The organism is Carboxydocella sp. JDF658, assembly GCF_002049395.1.
GTDB lineage: Bacteria > Bacillota.
The window spans coordinates 1-17,888 of record NZ_BDLR01000030.1 but is presented as its reverse complement, the minus strand read 5'-3'; the positions used below and the strand labels follow the sequence as shown (position 1 = coordinate 17,888).

Annotated in this window: 17 protein-coding genes and 1 pseudogene; all 18 read right to left on the bottom strand. The window is 52.8% G+C overall.

The features are described 5' to 3' along the window. Positions 1-5: 5 nt before the first annotated feature. Entirely contained in the window at positions 6-740 is a 735-nt protein-coding gene (locus tag JDF658_RS05780) for a PHP domain-containing protein (RefSeq protein WP_078666000.1), read from the bottom strand. A gap of 64 nt (positions 741-804) precedes the next feature. After that, complete coding sequence (locus JDF658_RS05775; RefSeq protein WP_159071800.1) at positions 805-966, bottom strand: aspartyl-phosphate phosphatase Spo0E family protein; 162 nt, start codon at positions 964-966, stop codon at positions 805-807. A gap of 108 nt (positions 967-1,074) precedes the next feature. Beyond that, entirely contained in the window at positions 1,075-1,986 is a 912-nt protein-coding gene (locus JDF658_RS05770) for an ROK family protein (RefSeq protein ID WP_079906772.1), read from the bottom strand. Beyond that, complete coding sequence (locus JDF658_RS05765) at positions 1,977-2,708, bottom strand: phosphatase (RefSeq protein WP_078666003.1); 732 nt, start codon at positions 2,706-2,708, stop codon at positions 1,977-1,979. Before JDF658_RS05765 ends, JDF658_RS05770 begins: the two co-directional genes overlap by 10 nt. Before the next feature lie 18 nt (positions 2,709-2,726). After that, on the bottom strand, positions 2,727-4,697 hold the full coding sequence (locus JDF658_RS05760) for an amylo-alpha-1,6-glucosidase (RefSeq protein ID WP_079906770.1): 1,971 nt from the start codon (positions 4,695-4,697) through the stop codon (positions 2,727-2,729). 63 nt (positions 4,698-4,760) lie between these two features. Beyond that, positions 4,761-6,698 carry a glycoside hydrolase family 15 protein gene (locus tag JDF658_RS05755; protein ID WP_079906769.1) on the bottom strand — a complete coding sequence of 646 codons (1,938 nt, stop codon included), beginning with the start codon at positions 6,696-6,698 and terminating at the stop codon, positions 4,761-4,763. A 17-nt stretch (positions 6,699-6,715) separates the two neighbouring features. Further along, a complete protein-coding gene (locus JDF658_RS05750; protein ID WP_078666006.1) occupies positions 6,716-7,561 on the bottom strand; it encodes a sugar ABC transporter permease in 846 nt (281 codons plus the stop codon). Further along, the gene (locus tag JDF658_RS05745; protein WP_079906768.1) at positions 7,561-8,472 is read right to left on the bottom strand and encodes a carbohydrate ABC transporter permease; all 912 of its coding nucleotides are present in this window, start codon (positions 8,470-8,472) and stop codon (positions 7,561-7,563) included. The genes JDF658_RS05750 and JDF658_RS05745 overlap by 1 nt, the downstream gene beginning before the upstream one ends. Before the next feature lie 53 nt (positions 8,473-8,525). Then, positions 8,526-9,809: an extracellular solute-binding protein gene (locus JDF658_RS05740; protein ID WP_159071799.1), complete on the bottom strand. Its 1,284-nt coding sequence runs from the start codon at positions 9,807-9,809 to the stop codon at positions 8,526-8,528. A gap of 23 nt (positions 9,810-9,832) precedes the next feature. Then, the gene (locus tag JDF658_RS05735; protein ID WP_078666009.1) at positions 9,833-10,933 is read right to left on the bottom strand and encodes an ABC transporter ATP-binding protein; all 1,101 of its coding nucleotides are present in this window, start codon (positions 10,931-10,933) and stop codon (positions 9,833-9,835) included. Next, a complete protein-coding gene (locus JDF658_RS05730) occupies positions 10,933-11,964 on the bottom strand; it encodes a LacI family DNA-binding transcriptional regulator (RefSeq protein ID WP_078666010.1) in 1,032 nt (343 codons plus the stop codon). Before JDF658_RS05730 ends, JDF658_RS05735 begins: the two co-directional genes overlap by 1 nt. A 156-nt stretch (positions 11,965-12,120) precedes the next feature. Beyond that, positions 12,121-13,113: a glucodextranase DOMON-like domain-containing protein gene (locus tag JDF658_RS05725; protein WP_159446573.1), complete on the bottom strand. Its 993-nt coding sequence runs from the start codon at positions 13,111-13,113 to the stop codon at positions 12,121-12,123. Between the two features lies 1 nt (position 13,114). Next, complete coding sequence (gene hprK, locus JDF658_RS05720; RefSeq protein ID WP_078666012.1) at positions 13,115-14,038, bottom strand: HPr(Ser) kinase/phosphatase; 924 nt, start codon at positions 14,036-14,038, stop codon at positions 13,115-13,117. Further along, positions 14,031-14,294, bottom strand: coding sequence for an HPr family phosphocarrier protein (locus tag JDF658_RS05715; RefSeq protein ID WP_078666013.1), 264 nt, complete (start codon positions 14,292-14,294; stop codon positions 14,031-14,033). The genes hprK and JDF658_RS05715 overlap by 8 nt, the downstream gene beginning before the upstream one ends. A gap of 59 nt (positions 14,295-14,353) precedes the next feature. Continuing rightward, on the bottom strand, positions 14,354-15,154 hold the full coding sequence (locus JDF658_RS05710; protein WP_307189629.1) for a Cof-type HAD-IIB family hydrolase: 801 nt from the start codon (positions 15,152-15,154) through the stop codon (positions 14,354-14,356). Between the two features lie 11 nt (positions 15,155-15,165). Then, positions 15,166-15,504 (bottom strand): phage holin family protein, encoded by a 339-nt coding sequence (locus tag JDF658_RS05705; RefSeq protein WP_078666015.1) that lies wholly within the window; start codon positions 15,502-15,504, stop codon positions 15,166-15,168. 72 nt (positions 15,505-15,576) lie between these two features. Continuing rightward, entirely contained in the window at positions 15,577-17,577 is a 2,001-nt protein-coding gene (uvrC, locus tag JDF658_RS05700; RefSeq protein WP_307189628.1) for an excinuclease ABC subunit UvrC, read from the bottom strand. Between the two features lie 92 nt (positions 17,578-17,669). Continuing rightward, positions 17,670-17,888, bottom strand: a pseudogene (locus tag JDF658_RS05695) (IS200/IS605 family accessory protein TnpB-related protein); the annotation flags it as partial.

Genomic DNA, 17,888 nt, shown 5'->3' with positions numbered 1-17,888 from the left:
CCGGCTTATTCCTGCCAGCAATTGCGGATTCTTTCCTCCGGCACTCCGGCTTTCTGCAACAGTTCAATTCCATCGGTCAGCCTCCCTACCGTGGCGGGAAAATGGGCATCACTGTTTACGACAAATTCAACCCCGGTAAGCACCAGTTCCCTGATATCCTCCACCTTCTGGTAATGATGTCCGGTATTGATTTCATAAGCAACTCCCTGTTCAGCACAGCAAAGGGCTATTTCCCGCCGATCCAGGGGCATGCCCAGATCAGGGTGAGAGAGAATATCCACCGGGTATTGATGCAGTGCTTCCTTGACCGTTTTGGTGTTGTCGGTCCGGATTTTTTCCTTGTATCCCCGGGAAAGACGGGCCAGCTGGTTAGCGATGACCCAGCCCGCTCCATCAGTATCAGCAGGCCAGACATAGGGATGTAGCCCGACAATCAGCAAATCCAGCTCTTTTATTACTTCTTCCGGCAGGTCGATTGTTCCTGCCGGATTGATAATATCCGCTTCTGCTCCCACCTTGATTTCCAGTTCAGGAAAAGCAGGGGCCAGGTCAGCAATTTCCTTTTTTATGTCCAGGTAGGTTTGCCCGTTTTCAACCCCAACCCCGATATTAGCCGGTCCGTGATCGGTGATAGCAATGGAAGCCAGCCCCCGCTGTCGGGCCGCCTCCAGATTTTCCCGTACCGTACCTCGACCATCACTGTACCGGGTATGAGTGTGCCAGTCCGCCCACTTAGCCATCAAAATCACCTCCGGCAAACAGTGTATCCGCCGGAACAAAAAAATAACCGGCCTACCAGCCGGATTAGTAACCATATTCCCTGAGATACTGAACGATCAGCTTGTCCAATTCACGGGAAAGGGCATAGACATCAGCAGCTAAAAAGTTCTGACCATTTCGGGCCAGTATCTCTGCCAGTTGCCGTTGCTGTCGGCTGATCGCTGACAGCAGTTCCTCCTTGGACACCGTTATCACCCCACCTGATTATTCCTGTCTCTGTGAAAAGAAAGTTGTTACAAACAAAAAATCACAAGTAAAAGTATACGGGTAGTTCCTGTATTTGTCAAGGAAAAATTATCTTTTATCCCCAAACAATGCTGCCGCCCCATAAATGCCGGCATCATTGCCCAGGGTCGCAGCTTTGATTTTCACCCTCTGCGCCGGCACAGCCAGTGCCAGGCGGGCCACTTTTTCCCGCAGGGGAGCAAGCAGCTGCTCCCCTGCCTTAACTACACCCCCGCCGATTAGAACCAGATCTGGGTTAAAGATATTGACCAGGCTGGCTACTCCAACTGCCAGGTAAGAAATATATCGATCCACTACTTCTATTGCCCTGGGGTCAGCTGCCACAGCCAGTTGCATCACTTCCCGGGCCTCCTTGACCGGCAAGCCAGCCTCCCGGCCCAGCCGCAGCAGAGCCGTGGCTGAAGCCAGAGTCTCCAGACAGCCGCGATTACCACAATTGCAGGCAGGGCCATCCAGCCAGATCACCATATGGCCCAGCTCGCCAGCAGTGCCATCCGGGCCCCGGAAGAGCTGACCGTTCAAGATAAGGCCACCCCCTACACCGGTACCCAGGGTCAGCATCAGCAGGTTATTTGCCCCCTGGCCAGCTCCCTGCCAGAACTCGCCCAGAGTGGCCAGATTAGCATCATTGTCCAATTTGACCGGTACACCCAGCAACTCTGTTAACCAGGTGGTCACGGGAACATTCCGCCAGCCCGGCAAGTTCGGGGAAAAAATGCATTCTCCCTGCGCGAAGTCATGCAGGCCAGGAGCGCCTACCCCTACCCCGGCCAGAGTATGCCCCTGGCCAAACTCTGTCACCAATTCCCGCACCAGGTCAGCAATCCGCACTACCACTGCCCTCGGCCCCGCTGCCGCCTGGGTGGGGATTTCCTTTTTTCCCAGCAACTCCCCCGCGGTGGTAAACAATCCGCCTTTAATGTTGGTCCCGCCCAGATCAATTCCTGCGATTACTTGCATGTCCCCGTTCTCCTCCTTTGTTCCAGATAAGCCAGCACCGTTTCCGGAGAGCGATTGAGGATTTGCTCCTCTTTTACTCCCTGCCGCTGGCACAAATCCCAGGCAGCGGTCAGTTCACCCACCCAGTCGGCATAGTGGCTGTCACTGCCCAGACTGATCAACACCCCGTATTCCGCCGCCAGACGGGCAATCGCGGCACAATTGGTAGCACTGCCTTTGCGGCTGCCGCCCAGGGAGCTGTTGTTGATTTCAATCGCCTTCCCGTAATGTTTGGCCCCCTGGACAATCACTTCCGGGTCGATCTGAAATTCGGGATTGCCCGGATGAACAATCACATCCACCAGGGGGTGGGCCATAGCTTTCAGCATGGCGTCAGTATTGGTCACAATTCCCTGGTCAGCAGGAAAACAGTAGGTATGAAAACCGGCCAGCACAATCTCCAGTTTGGCCAGATACTGGTCTGGCAGGTCCAGGGTCCCATCCAGCCCGATAATGTTAGCCTCCACACCTTTTAATACTCTCACCCCGTAAATGGTTTCCGGCAATACCCGCAGGTTACCGAAATGATAAAGATGGGGCCCCCCCGGCATGGCTGGACCATGATCGGTCAAAGCAAACATTTTCAACCCCTTGTCAGCAGCTGCCCTGGCCATTTCCTGTACGGTGCTGTAAGCATGGCCACTGGCAACACTATGGCAATGTAAATCCACCAACCAACGCATGGCCGGGATCTCCCCTTTCTATCTCTGCATGATCTCTTCCACCCATGCCCGCAGCACTTCCGCTACTCCCCAGGCCTGGGCAAAACAACCCCGGGGAGTGTGGGGATGGTCACCATCAAAAATTTCGGAAATGGTACCAACACCTGCTTCGAATAGATGGCCCCGGAAGGGCTCCAGCAATTTTTCAGCTATTTCCCGGCTGCTGGCATCATAGTTGTGCACTTTTCGCAGCGCTGTCAAAAAAGGGCCAATCAACCAGCTCCAGGCCGTTCCCTGGTGATAGGCTCCATCCCTTTTCCAGCGGTCACCGATGTATGTACTCTGATACCGGGGATGATCTGCCGCCAGGCTGCGCAGCCCGTAAGGGGTATACAAGGCCCGCCAAACCGCCCGCACCACCAGTTTCTGGCGAATAGGATCCAGCAATTGATGGGGTAAACTTACCGCCAGGATCTGATTGGGCCGCAAGGCTGGATCAGGGTTGCCTGCGGGATCAATCACATCATACAAATAGCCGCCCTCGGCATACCAGAATTTCGCATTAAAACTGCTGGCAGCTAACCTGGCCAATTCCTCCAGCTCCCTGGCGCTTTCTCCTTGCCTGCGAGCCAGCTCCGCCGCAATCTTGAGGGCATTATACCAGAGAGCATTGATTTCCACCGCTTTGCCCTCCCGGGGGGTTACCACCCAGTCCCCGACTTTGGCATCCATCCAGGTTAACTGGGTGCCACGACTGCCGGCAGTCAACAAGCCGTCCTCATCCATTTTAATATTATACCTGGTTCCTCGTTGATGCCAAGCCAGAATTTCCCGTAAAACGGGGTAAATTTCCTTGTAAACAAAAGAATAGTCACCAGTATATTCCAGATATTTAAAAACTGCCTGGAAATACCAGAGAGACGCATCCACCGTATTATAATCCGGCCGTTCCCCGCCATCAGGAAAACGATTGGGGATCAGCCCTTCCTCCAAATAGCGGGCAAATGTCTGCAACAATTCCCTGGCTACTTCAAAGCGCCTGGTGACCAGGGTCAAGCCCGGCAGGGCGATCATAGTATCCCTGCCCCAGTCGGTAAACCAGGGATAGCCGGCAATCACAGTGGCCGTGCCGGTGCTGGCCCGGCGGACAATAAACTGGTCTGCCGCCAGCACAAGGGCATTAAGCATTGGATGCTGATAGCCTGCCTGTTCCAGGAGGGCGGCAAGCCGCTTTTCTTCCCGAACCTGTAACAGGCGGGCGGAAGGCATTTCAGCTATCGGTTCGACTGAAGCCAGAATGGCCAATTCTCCATCTCCGTCCAGCTGAGCTATAAACTCCCCTGGCATGTAGTGGTCTTCAACAGATTCCAGCCCCCGTTCCTGCTCTATGCGGTAGAACATATTCTCGAACCAGTAGCCCGGACCGGCTTGCCAGCGACAGTTTTGTCCGCGCAGATAAAGGGCAGGAGCCTCCGGCCAGGCCTGTAACCTGACCTGTTCCGGCCCATCTTCCCGCTGCCAGGGCCAGGGACAGCGCCGCACATTCCCATGATAGTCCCGGCAATTGACTAAGGGGGTTATCCGTATTTCTACCTTTTCCCCGCTCCCATTCCAGACCCGATAGCGAACAACAGTGGTATTCTGACCATGGATCATAAAGACGATTTTCTCCAGCAACAGGTCCTCAATGGCATAGAGGAAACGGGGCAATGGTTCCCGGCTGAACTGCAACAAATAGTTTTGCCCCTGGGGATAAAAACCTCCCGTCGTCTCATTGACCCCAAGCAGATACTCCTTACCCCGCCAGATCACCTTTTCCTCCAGCTTGCTCAACAGCAGCAGGCGCTGGGTGGGGGGATTAAGGGAAGCGATTAATAATCCATGATAGCGCCTGGTATTGCAGCCTGTAATAGTGGAAGCTGCAAAACCGCCCAGACCATTGGTCACCAGCCATTCCTTATTTAGAGCCTGGTCTAAATCAGCCAGCTGGCTTTTGGGAAAATGGAGCATTATATCACCACCTGTAAAAAGTAGGCTGAGCTTAGTTTAGCCCAGCCTGACTTTATTATATCCCTAAAACTGACCTTTTTCCAGCAGATCCAGCACCGTTAAGACCAGCATGGCATGGGACCAGGTCAGGGGTACTACCCAGGCTGGCTGACCAGTTTCCCGATCCACCTGTTCCGGCAACAAGCCGGTAGCAGTCTGGTGGTCAACAGCCCAGTACAACAGCTCTTTGGCCCGCTGGTAATTGCCCCGGGCCCCATGATACTGGGCCAGCCAGAGGGTGCAGAGAATCCAGGGATTCCCCCCGATATAATGGTCATTCTCGTAACGCTTGATTCCTCCCACCCGGGGTGAGGTCAGGAATTGCTCCACTGCTTGCGCCGTGGCTTCCACGCGGGGATCATCCGGTGGCAGGAAGGCAAAGGGAACTGTCAACCCCAGTAAAGAGACATCCACCACCGCATCTTCCTGCAGGCAGTAAATCATCTGTCCCCGCTCTCCTGGCAGGATAACTCCCTTTTCTCCCTGGCCAGTGCGCCATTGATACTCTTCCCGGTTGACACAGAGCTTGACTCCCCGCAAAAAGCGGTTATAGCCGGGATGCCAGAGCTTTTCCTGAATCCGCTGGCCCAGTTCCTCTGCTGCCTGTCTCCAGCGTTCCGCTTCCTCCTGATAGCCCAGAGTAGTTGCAGCATCAGCAGCGGCCATTAAACCAGCCCAGACTGCTACCGCCGAATAGGTGTGTTCCCCACAGCGTTCTTCCCAGAGATCAAAACTGGGTTGCGGCAGACCGGTTTCTGCATCCCTGAAGTTTATCAGGAACTCCGCCCCTTTCTTGAATGAGGGCCACATTTCTGCCAGAAAGGCCCGTTCCCGGTAAAGAGCATAATGCTGCCACATGCCCCAAAGTACCGAGCCGGTTTCATCGATCTGAAGACCCCAGTTTGGTGCAATCGCTCCATCCAGGTAATAGCGCTGCTCCCAGGAACCATCTGCATTCTGGGCCTTTGCTGCCCAGCGGTAAAAACGGGCGGCAGCTTCCTTATAACCGGCCCGGTCGATGGCATAAGTGATAAAGGCAGCATCCCGGCCCCAGCAATAGGCATAACCGCCACAGCGGGTAAAATCCTCATCAAATTCAGGAGCAGCGATCATGCTACCATGTTCCGCATCAGTCATCAGGGAAAAAACTATCAGGGAACGGCGATAGAGGGCATCCAGACGCTCATCCCCTGTCTGCACCGGTTTAGCCTGGGCCAAATATCCTTTCCAGTAGCTGCGGGTAGCAGCCAGCAAAGCTGCATAGCCTTCTTCCCGTGCCTTTTCCAGCTGAGCTAAAGCCAGCTCATAGGAAGGCCCCAGGGAAAGGAAAATCGTTATGGCATTACTATGCCCGGGGGCCAAAAGCCCCAGATCCCAGGCCATCGCCCCATCGGCCGCCATGGCATGCATAACCGGGGAGAGCTGGCCATTGTCGGCATTCATCATAGCGCCACCGCACTGGAATTGCTGAGCTGGCCGGTCTGCTGCCCAGAGAAAATGGTAATTTTGCTTGAACTGCCAGAGCGCTTCCGCTTGCGGGCGGAAAATGGTGGTATGGTAACGCCCATATTCCCCGATTTGCAGCTGAGAAAACAGCAGCAAGCGCAAGCGCTGATCTGCTGCACCGGTATTAGTGACCTGAAGATGGCGCACCAGCAAATCCCGGCCCGGGACAGCAAAATCGGTAATTTCGGCCTTGATGCTATTCTCGCTCCCCTGCAAGACGGTGACCAGGACTGCACTGTCCGGCAGATAATACTGGTGGCTCTGCCACTGGTCTTCATGGAACCAGCTAGTCCGGGGCTGGCCATCGATAGCCAGCCCCAGCCAGTTGCGGCCAATATTCTGGGGTGTATCGATACGGGGCCAGAACAGGCGCTCCAGTTCCGCCCGCTTGCCCAGAGAAGCAAGCAAACGGGAATTCCCGATTACAGCACTCATCAAATAGGGTTTCCTTTCCATTACTGCGACTCCTTCCCTTAACCTTTGGTTCCACCGGCAGTCAGACCGGAAATAAGGTATTTTTGGGCCCAGAAAAAGAAGATCACTACTGGCACCGTAATCAGAATAGCTCCTGCCGACATATAATGCCAGTCAGTATTGAATTCATTGACAAAAGTCCTTAAACCAACAGGTAAAGTGTAGAGTTCTTCCCTGTTCATGAAAGTCAGGGCATACATAAACTCATTCCAGGCTGTTACAAAGGAATAAAAGGCTGTTACTGCCAGGCCCGGCAGAGATAAGGGCAGTACAATCCGCCAGAAAGTACCAAAAGGAGTCAGACCGTCTACCCGAGCCGCTTCTTCCAGCTCCACCGGAATTGTATCAAAAAATCCTTTTAACATCCAGACACAAAAGGGCAGGCTGACGGTAGAATAAGCCAGCACCAGACCGGTATAGCTATTTAAGAGCCCATAGGATTTAATAATATTATATAATGGCACAATCAACAGGGAACCGGGAAACATTTGCGCAACCAGGAAGGAAAAAAGCCCGGTTTGTTTACCCAGAAATTCAAAGCGGCTGAAGGCATAGGCGGCAGTTGCAGCCAGAAACACTCCGACCAGGGTGGTAAGAAAAGCGATCAGCGCCGAGTTGACCAGCCAGGTCAAAAAGATATGATTTTTGAAAGTTAAAATGTACCGGTAATTGTCCAGAGTGGGATGTTCGGGTATAAAGCGAATAACATTGCTGAAAACTTCGCTTTCCGGTTTGAAGGAGGTAGAAAGCACCCATACCACCGGAAAGACAGAAATTATAGAGGCCAGAGCCAGAATTATGTGTACCAGCAAATCAACCCAGCGTTTTGCTGTTTTTTTCTTCATCAGTAATACACCTTCTCTCCCGCATTCTTGAGCAGGCGATTGTAGAAAAAGCTGAAAGCCAGCAAAAAGCTCAGGATTATCACACCATAAGTTGCCGAAATCCCGAAATTCCAGTTCATAAATGCTTCCCGATAAGCATAGGTAACTAAAATCTCCGTCTGTTTGTAGGGGCCGCCACCGGTTATTAAATAAATAACATTAAACATATTGAAGGTCCAGATGACCCCCAGCAGCGTAGCAGTAAATGCTACCGGTTTCAACAGGGGTAAAGTGATATTCAGGAATTGCTGCCATTTGGAAGCGCCATCCACCTCTGCCGCTTCATATAGTTCTCTGGGTATGGACTGTAAGCCCCCCAGCAGAGTTACCATCATAAAGGGGACGCCCAGCCAGATATTGGTGATAATTACCGCAAACATGGCTGTCCACTTGTTGGAAAGCCAGGCGATCGGTTCAATTCCCAATTTACCCAGCATCAGGTTTATTATACCGTACTCGGCATTAAACATCCATTTCCAGGAAAAGGCGGATACAAAAGAGGGCACCGCCCAGGGAATAAGCATTAACATGCGGTAAATAGCTCTGCCCTTGAGCTTGCGATTGAGCAGCAAAGCCAGAAAAAGACCTATGACAAAATGGAAAAAAACATTGGTAAAGGTCCAGATAAGAGTGTTAAGAGCTACATCCCAGAACTCGGAGTTCAAATTGCCCAGAAGTTTGCGATAATTGGCCAGCCCCACCCATTTCCATGAAGGGGCGACAAACTGGTTGCCCATGTTATACTGATTCATATCAGTGAAACTATAGGATATACCCAGAATCAAGGGATAAAAGACCAGTACAGCCATGGCCAGTAGAGCCGGGGTCAGAAACAGATAGGCCAGCCAGCTCTGGCTCAGCTTTTTATTCATTGACTTAACCTCCTTCTCGCCAGGGAAGGGGAGAGGCCAACAGCAGTTGGCCTCTACTTGTTCAGCAATTTCTTCCAGGCGGCTGCTACATCATCCAGGGCCTGTTGTGGAGTCTTTTGTCCTTTCAATGCGGCCTGATAATTGGGAGTAAAGTCAGTATAGATTTGACCGCCTTCAGGAATTACCGGCCGGTTGGTAGCTTTTTCAATCACTGCTTTAAAATCAGAAACAATCCGGTTGTTCTTGACTTCCGGCAATTCATAAGCGGATTTCCTGGTAGGCAACAGATTATTTTTAACAGCGAATTTAGCCTGAGCTTCCCTGGAGTTGATAAATTCGATAAATTTATACGCTGCTTCCCGGTTTTTGGTATTAGCAGAAATCACATAGTTATGTCCACCGACAGGAGAACCGGTTTTACCTTCTGGACCGACAGGGATGGGCGCAATGCCCAGGTTATCAGGATCCTTGAATTCAGGACCGCTGAGGAGATCGGAAGTTGCCCAGGGACCATTTAAAATCATAGCATATTTACCGGTTTTAAAGCCCACCTGCATATTGTCATAGTCGTTGGCAAAATCGATTTCTTTGGGAACTACCCCGTATTTATCCCGTAAATCAATCATAAACTGCAAGCCTTTAACTGCCCCGGGAGTATTGACCAGAATGGTTTTGTCCTTAGAATCGATCAGCCCACCACCAAAGGCCCACATGAAGGGCTGATACCAGTAAGCATCTCCGCGGTAGAAAAAGCCATAACGCCCTTTCTGCTTGTCGGTCAGTTTTTGAGCCACTTTAACCAGCTCGTCCATTGTTTTCGGCGGTTCAACCCCGGCTTCCTTCAACATGCGTTTATTGTAGAGCAGCGCCAGGGCATCGGTTACCTGGGGTACACCCCATATTTTGCCATTATATACATTGTAGTTGAAAGGCGCTTCCAGGTAATCTGCCTTATCTTCAGGCTTGATTAAATCATCAATAGGAGCAAGATAGCCGAGAGCGGCAAATTCAGGTGTCCAGGCTATTTCAGCCCGGAAAACATCGGGAGCATTCCCTGCCTGGGCCGCCACTTTAAATTTGTTCTGCGCATCCGCAAAGGGAACAGCTTGCATGTCCACCTTGATATCCGGGTTTTGGGCCTCGAATTCCTTCACGATTTCATTAATAGTCTGGGTTTCTTCCTGGTTAAAAGTATGCCAGAAACTGATGGTAACTTTTTCTCCACCCGGCTTATTCCCGGTCCTGGGCTCTTCGTTTTTGGCACAGCCAGTGACAAAACTGGATGCCAGCAATACAGTAGCCAGTCCTAAGCTAAGGCTTTTCACAATTCCCTTCATATCCCTGTCCTCCTTCAAATCATTCATAAAATGGCCAGTTCAGTGTCAGGATCAAACAAGTGCAGGTGGTTCATGTCTACCGCCAGAGTTACCTTATCCCCCATGCGGTAAGGCTGGCGTGCCGCCACCCGGGCTGTCACCTCCTGTTCGCCTACCTTAAGATGCAGGTATATTTCCGCCCCTAACAGCTCCACCACTTCAACAGGTGCCTGCAGCTGACTGTCAGGGTAGGTTTCCAGTGCTACCGGTTCATCATGAATATGTTCCGGCCTGATGCCCATAATCACTTCTTTACCAGGATAGGCTCTGATTCCGTTCTGCTTACCCTCAGGCACCTTCAATTTCAGTCCCGGTGCAGTCAGCCAGATGTTTCCTTCCTCCTCTTTTACTACCACCTTCAGGAAGTTCATGCTGGGACTACCGATAAATCCAGCCACAAATTTATTCCGCGGCTGGCGATAGAGGTTCATGGGGGTGTCTACCTGCTGAATGACGCCATCTTTCATCACCACAATCCGGTCACCCATGGTCATGGCTTCTGTCTGGTCATGGGTAACATAAATAGTGGTAGTTTTCAGTCGTTGATGCAAACGGGTGATTTCCGCACGCATCTGTACCCGTAACTTGGCATCCAGGTTGGAAAGAGGCTCGTCCATCAGGAAAACAGCCGGTTCGCGAACAATAGCGCGTCCCATAGCTACCCGCTGGCGCTGACCACCTGACAAAGCTTTCGGCTTTCTGTCCAGCAAGTGCTCGATTTGCAGGATTTTCGCCACTTCTCGCACCCGCCTGTCAATCTCGTCTTTCGGCAGTTTGCGCAGTTTCAGGCCAAAAGCCATGTTATCATAAACATTCATATGCGGATACAGAGCATAATTCTGGAAAACCATGGCAATATCGCGGTCTTTAGGGGGCAGTTCATTGACCAGACGGTCGCCAATATACAGCTCCCCTGCGGATATATCCTCCAGTCCAGCGATCATACGCAGGGTAGTAGACTTGCCGCAGCCTGATGGTCCCACAAAAACTACAAACTCCTGATCCTTGATTTCCAGATTAAAGTTGGAAACAACCTCCACTTCGCCATAGCGCTTGTAAACATTGCGCAAAATCACTTGAGCCATCAGTTTTTAGCCTCCTTTGCCGGAGCACAGGATTTGCGAATCACCAGTTCGGTCCTGATAAAATCATGTCCAGCTTTCCGGGCCGGGTTGCGTATCTTCTCGATCAAGAGTTCCGTTACCCGCACTCCCAGCTCATAGGTAAAAATCTCCACACTCGTTAAAGGCGGAGCCGTAAACCGGGCCATAGGGACATTATTAAACCCCACTACTGAAACATCCCGCGGTACTTTCATCCCCCGTTCCCTAACCGCCTGGATAGCACCGAAAGCCATCAGGTCATCCGCCACAACAACAGCTGTCAAATCAGGATGCCGGTCCAGCAGTTCCAGCATGGCCCGCTCTCCCCCTTCCTGGGTATACTCACCATGGGCTACCAGACTGCGGTCAAAACCGACCCCGAACTCCTGCAGAGCCTTTTTATACCCATCCAGACGATCCAGGCTGACTACAAACTCCAGCGACCCGATAATACAGCCGATCCGCCGGTGTCCTAATCCCAGCAAATATGCTGTGGCCTGATAAGCAGCTTCGATATTATCATTATCAACCCAGCACATATCCCAGTCATGCAACGGCTTGCCCACCAGAGCCGCAGGAAACTTGCGGGCCTGTAATTCCGCCCCCAGCTGGTTATCAACCCGGGATACCAGCAAGATTACGCCATCTACTCTGCGCCCTCTGACCATGCGCAGAACCGCTTCCTTTTCCTCCTGTTCCGTTTCCCCGGTAGCCAGCAGCAAGTCATAGCCTTCCCGCCTGGCCACCGAACTGATGCCACGGATTACTTCCGGAAAGAATGGGTTGAGGAATACCTCTTCGGCAGCCCGGGGCATAACCAGGCCAATAGTTTCCGTACTGCGTGTCACCAGATTGCGGGCTACCAGGTTGGGATGATACCCCAGCTCTTTCATGGCCTGCAAAACCCGCTGCCTGGTTTCCTCACTGATTTTGGGGTTATTGGCCAGCACTCTGGAAACAGTAGATGGATTCACCCCTGCCAGTTTAGCTACATCTTTTATTGTTGGCGCCACATATCCACCTCCTAAGCAAACGTTTGCATGTGCAATCGTTTGCCCAAGCTTTGTTTTCATTATACCCCTTTCAAAACGATTTGACAAGAGGAAAATAAAAAAGAGCTTCTCTCAGAAGCCCCCGTATTGCTGTACTGCCGCTGAACCGTATCCATCCTATTTCCGCCTCCGCCGCCAGTTGGCCAGATTGAACCCGATCAGCAGCAACAGTATCAAAAACGCCAGGATAGCTGCAACATAAATCGGAAAATAAATGTTCCAGGGATATTTTTTCAGAATAGCATTCCCTTTTTCTCTAACTGCCAGTACCAGGCGATCAAACCAGGTGTATTTTTTTATGCTCACCGGCTGTTCCGGGTGGACAGGCTTAACCACTGCCAATCGCTGTTTTTCCACACTGTAAGAGCCCAGCTGACTGCTCTGAGAGTTTTCACCCGCGGCCGGAGCCAGAACATCCAGAACATTGGGGTCCAGATTGGTATCGGTACCCCCACCAAATTGCCATTCCGTAGCTTTGGCCAGTACAGGCCGCCAGCCATCGGGACCGATGGGATCCTGACTGCCGATGAGGACATAATAATACCAGGTCTCGGGATGCTCATCCAGGGCCTCCCTGGGGATGACAGCCTCTACCGTTTTCCCATCTGTTGCCCGCCGGAACAGCAGGCCCTGGCGCCGTCCTGGTTCAGTCTTGCGCTGGTTCCAGTAATAAACCGCCCCTTTATGCCAGCCGGTAACATCGATAAAGTACTCCCAGCCATGGCGGGGGTCAAAGTCCACATAGGCCCCTTCCCGCCAGGTTTCAGAACGGCCTTGATTGGGCTGGCTGTCTATGTAAAGAGCAATCCGCTGATGACTAAACCCTTCCGGCGCTCCCCAGGGGTTGGACAGCTTTTCGGCAAAGGTAAAATAAAAATAATAACTGGAATCATCCACTTCCACGCGAAAGGTGGTCAGGTCATAGAGCCCATGCCGGGGATCAAATACCGGTCCCTTTGGATAGACATAGGTTCCCGGGCCCCGGTCATCCCCCCGGGGATCTTCCATTTGAAACAGCACCTGCCGCGGGACTGCATTAGCAGCTGCCGACTTGCTGCTTGCCAGCCCTAACAGCAGGAAAAACACCAGAAACACAGAAAAACGTCGCATATTATTCCCCCTCATGCAAGGAGAGGGCTGCCAGCCGCCGGGTCAATTCCAGGGCCGCATTATGGCCCAGCAGCTTGAGCCGGAAATTCATGGCGGCCACTTCAATGATGCTGGCAATATTGCGTCCAGGACGAACGGGAATAGTGATCCCGGGGATTTCATTGCCCAGCAGCTTAACTTTTTCCTCATCCAGGCCCAGGCGGTCATAATATTTACCTTCCTGCCACTCTTCCAGACGGATAGCCATATGAATGGTCTGCTCGATCCGCACTGCCCCTGCCCCGAAGAGAGTCCGGATATCCAGAATCCCCAGGCCGCGAATCTCCAGCAGATGTCTGACCACCTCCGGCGCCCGTCCCGAGAGGCGTTCCCCGATTTTAATCACTTCTACCGCATCATCAGCAACCAGGCGATGGCCCCTTTTCACCAGTTCCAGAGCTGTCTCACTCTTGCCAATGCCACTTTCCCCGGTAATCAGGACCCCAACGCCATGGACATCCACCAGCACCCCGTGGATGGTGGCACTGGGAGCCAGTCTTTCTTCAAGAAAATCGGTAAGTCGACTGATAAAACTGGTAGTTGGTTGCGGAGTGCGCAACAGGGGGATCCTCTTTTCCCGGGCCGCTTCCAGCCAGGTTGGCTCGATTTCAATGCCCCTGGTAATAATCAGGCAGGGAAAATACAGACTCAGCAAAACATTCCAGCGCTGCCAGGCTTCTTCGGCTGGCAGGGTGCCCAGGTAGGCAAACTCGGTAGTACCCAGTACCTGAATGCGCTGATGGTCAAAATGCTGCAAAAAGCCGGCCAGCACCAGGCCCGGCCGATTGATGTCCGCCACCTTCAGCTTGCGCCCTAACTCCTCTTCTCCGCTTAATACCTCAAGGCCCAGGGCCTTGATCAGATCCCGTACTTTAAGTTCAACCATTAAATCCACCTGCAACCAGCTGGGCCAGAGTCTCCACCGCAGCCTCTTCATCCTCACCCTGGGCTTCAATGGTCAAATAGCTTCCCTTCTTGGCCGCCAGGGTCATCAAACCCAGAATGCTCTTGCCATCAACTTCATGATTGTCTTTGCTCACCTTGATCTGACTTTTGAAACGGCTGGCAGTCTGGACAAACAGGGCTGCCGGCCTGGCATGTAAGCCCATTTCATTGGTGATTTCGACTGTAACCTTTGCCATTTTTACTTCCCCCTCACTGCTTTAGTATTCCATTCCATTCTATCGAAAACCGTCTTTTTTCACAAGACAAAACGGTGAATTGCCTCTGCTACTCCATCATCATCATTGGCCAGAGTGACATAATCGGCGATAGCCTTGACTTCCGGTTTGGCATTGCCCATGGCCACCCCGATCCCTGCCAGCTCAATCATATCCAGGTCATTGAAACTGTCCCCGATAGCCATGGCGTCCTTTAACTCCAGGTCCAGATGGCGGCAAAGGGCAATTAGGGCCTGGCCCTTACTGGCTTCCGGATGGGTGAACTCCAGATAATGATCCTTGGATTTGGCCAGCTGCACTTTGCCCTGCCAGCGGGGGCGCAAGGCTGCCGCCAGCTGGTCCAGCCGTTCCGGTTCAGCGATGAGCAGAATTTTGCTGGGTCCCTGACCGCTGGCCAGAATCCTGCCCCGCAAATCCTCTTCCACCGTGTAGGGAACCCGGGCCAGTTGACTGTATGCTTCTGCCTCTGCTGTCGCCTTTTCCACATAGAGGTGGTCATCCAGATAGATATTGGCATGAATCCCTTCTTCCCGGGCCAGGGTGATGATTTCCGCCGCCATTTCCGGCGGCAGGGGGCGGTGCCAGAGCTCTTCCCCGCTCAGCCCGGATTTGATCAAAGCCCCTTGATAGGTGATCAAGGGCAGATCCAGTCCCAGTTCCAGGGCATAGGGCCGGGCGGAACGGTACATCCGGCCCGTGGCCAGAGTTACCGCCACCCCCCGGGCACTGGCGGCCTTAATAGCCGCCTGGGCCCGGGGGGAAATAGTACAGTCAGTTCGCAAGAGGGTATCATCCAGATCGATTGCTATTAATTTTACCAAGATAATTCCTCCTACTCCACCAGAGCATTAGCAATGGAACTGATAAATGATAACACAATCGCTCCCAGCAAAGCCGGAATGAAACCGGCTACATCAAATCCTTTCACCACTGAACCTACCAGATAGAGCATCATGCCATTGACCACCAGGGTAAAAATCCCCAGAGTCAGGATATTGAGGGGCAGAGTCAATAACAGCACCAGCGGCCTGATCACTGCATTGACTATGCCCAGCACCAGCACTGCGATCAAAGCCGCACCGAAACCACGCACTTCAATCCCTTCAATCAAATAGGCGGTGAGCATCAAGGACAGAGCATTGATTCCCCAGCGAATTAACAAACCGGTCATCTTTTCACCTCCCGCTCAACTGTTTTATCCTTAAGAAATTCGGCACTTGCCGGCGATTTCCTGCCTATATTGTTAATTCTCGGCCTCCCAGCGCCGCAGCCATTCCCACAAAGCCTGGGCCACCTGCTGATTCATACCAGGGACAGCTGCCAGCTCCTCCACCGTTGCCGCCCGGATTTTGGCCAGAGAGCCGAAATGTTTGTATAAAGCCTGTTTGCGCTTGCTGCCTATACCCGGCACTTCTTCCAGCACACTCCGCAAATTGCGCTGAGTCCGCAATTTGCGGTGGTAAGTCAGGGCAAAGCGATGGGCTTCATCCCGGATGCGCTGCAGGAGGTAGAGCCCCTGGGACTGCCGTGGCAGGATGATGGGCTCAGACTGGTGGGGAGCAAACAGCCATTCTTCTTCTTTAGCCAGGCCAAAGGTAGGGATATGGCCAAATCCCAGCTCCTCCATTACCCGCCGGGCAGCAGCGAGCTGACCTTTGCCCCCATCGACAATCAGCAAATCCGGGAGCTGAGCAAATTTTTCATCCCCTTTGCGGGCCCGTTCCAGCCGCCGGCGCAGCACCTCAGCCATGGAAGCAAAATCATCGGGACCGATTACTGTCTTGATTTTGAAACGGCGATAACATTCAGGAGCAGGTTTCCCATCGAGGAAAACCACCATCGACCCTACCGATTCGCTACCCTGGGTGTTGGAAATATCATAGCACTCGATGCGCCGGGGTGGAGCTGCCAGTCCCAGGGCCTGAGCCAGTTCCTTCAACCCCTGTTCTCTGGTTTCCCGCTCTTTCAGAATGGCCGCTTCCTTCAGTTCCAGTTCCTGAACGGCATTTTTGTGGGCCATTTCCGTCAGGGCTTTTTTCTCCCCCCGCCGGGGCACCAGCAGTTCCACCTTTTTCCCCCGTCGGGCCTGCAGCCATTGTTCAATCACTTCTCTTTCCTCTTCCGGGACCCCCTCGGCCAGAATCACTTCCCCGGGAATAAACTGGGCCTGGCTATAGTATTGCTTGACCAGGGCCGCCATGATTTCCTCCCGGCTATATCCCTGGGTATCTCCCAGGAAAAACACCTCCCGCCCCAGTAAAGTACCATGGCGGATCAGCAAAATCACCCCGCAGGTTTCCCAGATTCCCCGGGCTACCGCCAGCACATCCCGGTCCCCGCCGCCAGGGGTGAGCATCTTCTGTTTTTCGCCCAGGATCTCCAGAGCCTTGATCTGGTCCCGCAAACGGGCAGCCCGTTCGAAATCCCATTTTTCCGCCGCCTTGTTCATCTCCTGTTGCAATTGTTTAATCAGGTGGCTGTATTTCCCTTCCAGAAACAACAATACATCTTCCACCGTCCGCAGGTATTGCTCCCGGCTGATCTCCCCGCTGCAGGGAGCTGAACAGCGGCGAATGTGAAATTGCAGACAGGGGCGGCTGCGTTCCGTCAAAGTGCTACCGGGACAGGAACGCAGGGGAAAGAGTTTTTTCAGTAAATGCAAAGTCTCCTTAACCGCCCCGGCATGGACATAGGGGCCAAAGTAACGGGCCCCGTCGCGCTCGACCTTGCGGACATAAAGCACCCGGGGATATCGCTCCTGGACTGTAACCTTTATATAAGGGTAGTGTTTATCATCCTTGAGCAGAACATTATAACGGGGGCGATATTTCTTGATCAGGTTGCATTCCAGCATCAGGGCATCCACTTCGGTATCGGTGATGATATATTCCAGGTCAGCAATCTGTTCCACCATGGCCCTGACCTTTTCCGTCTGGTTGGCAGTGGATTGAAAATAAGAGCGCACCCGGTTTTTCAGAACCCGTGCCTTGCCAACATAGATAACCTGCCCCCCGGCATTTTTCATCAGATAGACTCCAGGCTGTTCCGGCAAATGTTCCAGTTTGTGTTGCAATTCAGGCCGCATTTTCTCTCCTGGTTCAAAAAACTTGACTGTTTTTATCTCCAGCCAAGTTGGCCCCCAGACCAGGATTTCGCCTCCTTTCCGAATACTTGCTTTGCCCCCGCGGGGCAGGGCGACAGGGGACCTCGGCCCGGGAGTTCCACCCGGACGGGAGTACTGCACCGGTTTTTGCTGACCTCCCGGTGGGAGTATAACTCCGCCTCCCGCGTCCTGTTAGGACGCCTACCGGTTTGTCCGACACCGGCTAAACGGGGTCACCGTACGGACAGGGCCAATAACTTCAGGTCAGGCCAGACGGAGTTATACGCCTCCTGCTCACTCTGGGCAAGCCCGTTATGCACAGGAAGCCTCTCCTCCAGCCGCCTCAAGCAGACCCTGACCCTACGGGTCATCCCTTTTCCTTCCCCAGGTCTATCAGGATTAACCTTCCGGGTCAGGTTTTGCTTGATTTGCGATACCAGTTGCCTGAGTTC

Coding starts and splice junctions, on each gene's coding strand:
- hprK (WP_078666012.1), bottom strand. CDS start 14,038: ATGGTTGAACTTAAAGTACGGGATCTGATCAAGGCCCTGGGCCTTGAG.
- JDF658_RS05705 (WP_078666015.1), bottom strand. CDS start 15,504: ATGACCGGTTTGTTAATTCGCTGGGGAATCAATGCTCTGTCCTTGATG.
- JDF658_RS05745 (WP_079906768.1), bottom strand. CDS start 8,472: ATGAATAAAAAGCTGAGCCAGAGCTGGCTGGCCTATCTGTTTCTGACC.
- JDF658_RS05770 (WP_079906772.1), bottom strand. CDS start 1,986: ATGCAAGTAATCGCAGGAATTGATCTGGGCGGGACCAACATTAAAGGC.
- JDF658_RS05765 (WP_078666003.1), bottom strand. CDS start 2,708: ATGCGTTGGTTGGTGGATTTACATTGCCATAGTGTTGCCAGTGGCCAT.
- JDF658_RS05750 (WP_078666006.1), bottom strand. CDS start 7,561: ATGAAGAAAAAAACAGCAAAACGCTGGGTTGATTTGCTGGTACACATA.
- JDF658_RS05735 (WP_078666009.1), bottom strand. CDS start 10,933: ATGGCTCAAGTGATTTTGCGCAATGTTTACAAGCGCTATGGCGAAGTG.
- JDF658_RS05725 (WP_159446573.1), bottom strand. CDS start 13,113: ATGCGACGTTTTTCTGTGTTTCTGGTGTTTTTCCTGCTGTTAGGGCTG.
- JDF658_RS05760 (WP_079906770.1), bottom strand. CDS start 4,697: ATGCTCCATTTTCCCAAAAGCCAGCTGGCTGATTTAGACCAGGCTCTA.
- JDF658_RS05740 (WP_159071799.1), bottom strand. CDS start 9,809: ATGAAGGGAATTGTGAAAAGCCTTAGCTTAGGACTGGCTACTGTATTG.
- JDF658_RS05715 (WP_078666013.1), bottom strand. CDS start 14,294: ATGGCAAAGGTTACAGTCGAAATCACCAATGAAATGGGCTTACATGCC.
- JDF658_RS05755 (WP_079906769.1), bottom strand. CDS start 6,698: ATGGAAAGGAAACCCTATTTGATGAGTGCTGTAATCGGGAATTCCCGT.
- JDF658_RS05780 (WP_078666000.1), bottom strand. CDS start 740: ATGGCTAAGTGGGCGGACTGGCACACTCATACCCGGTACAGTGATGGT.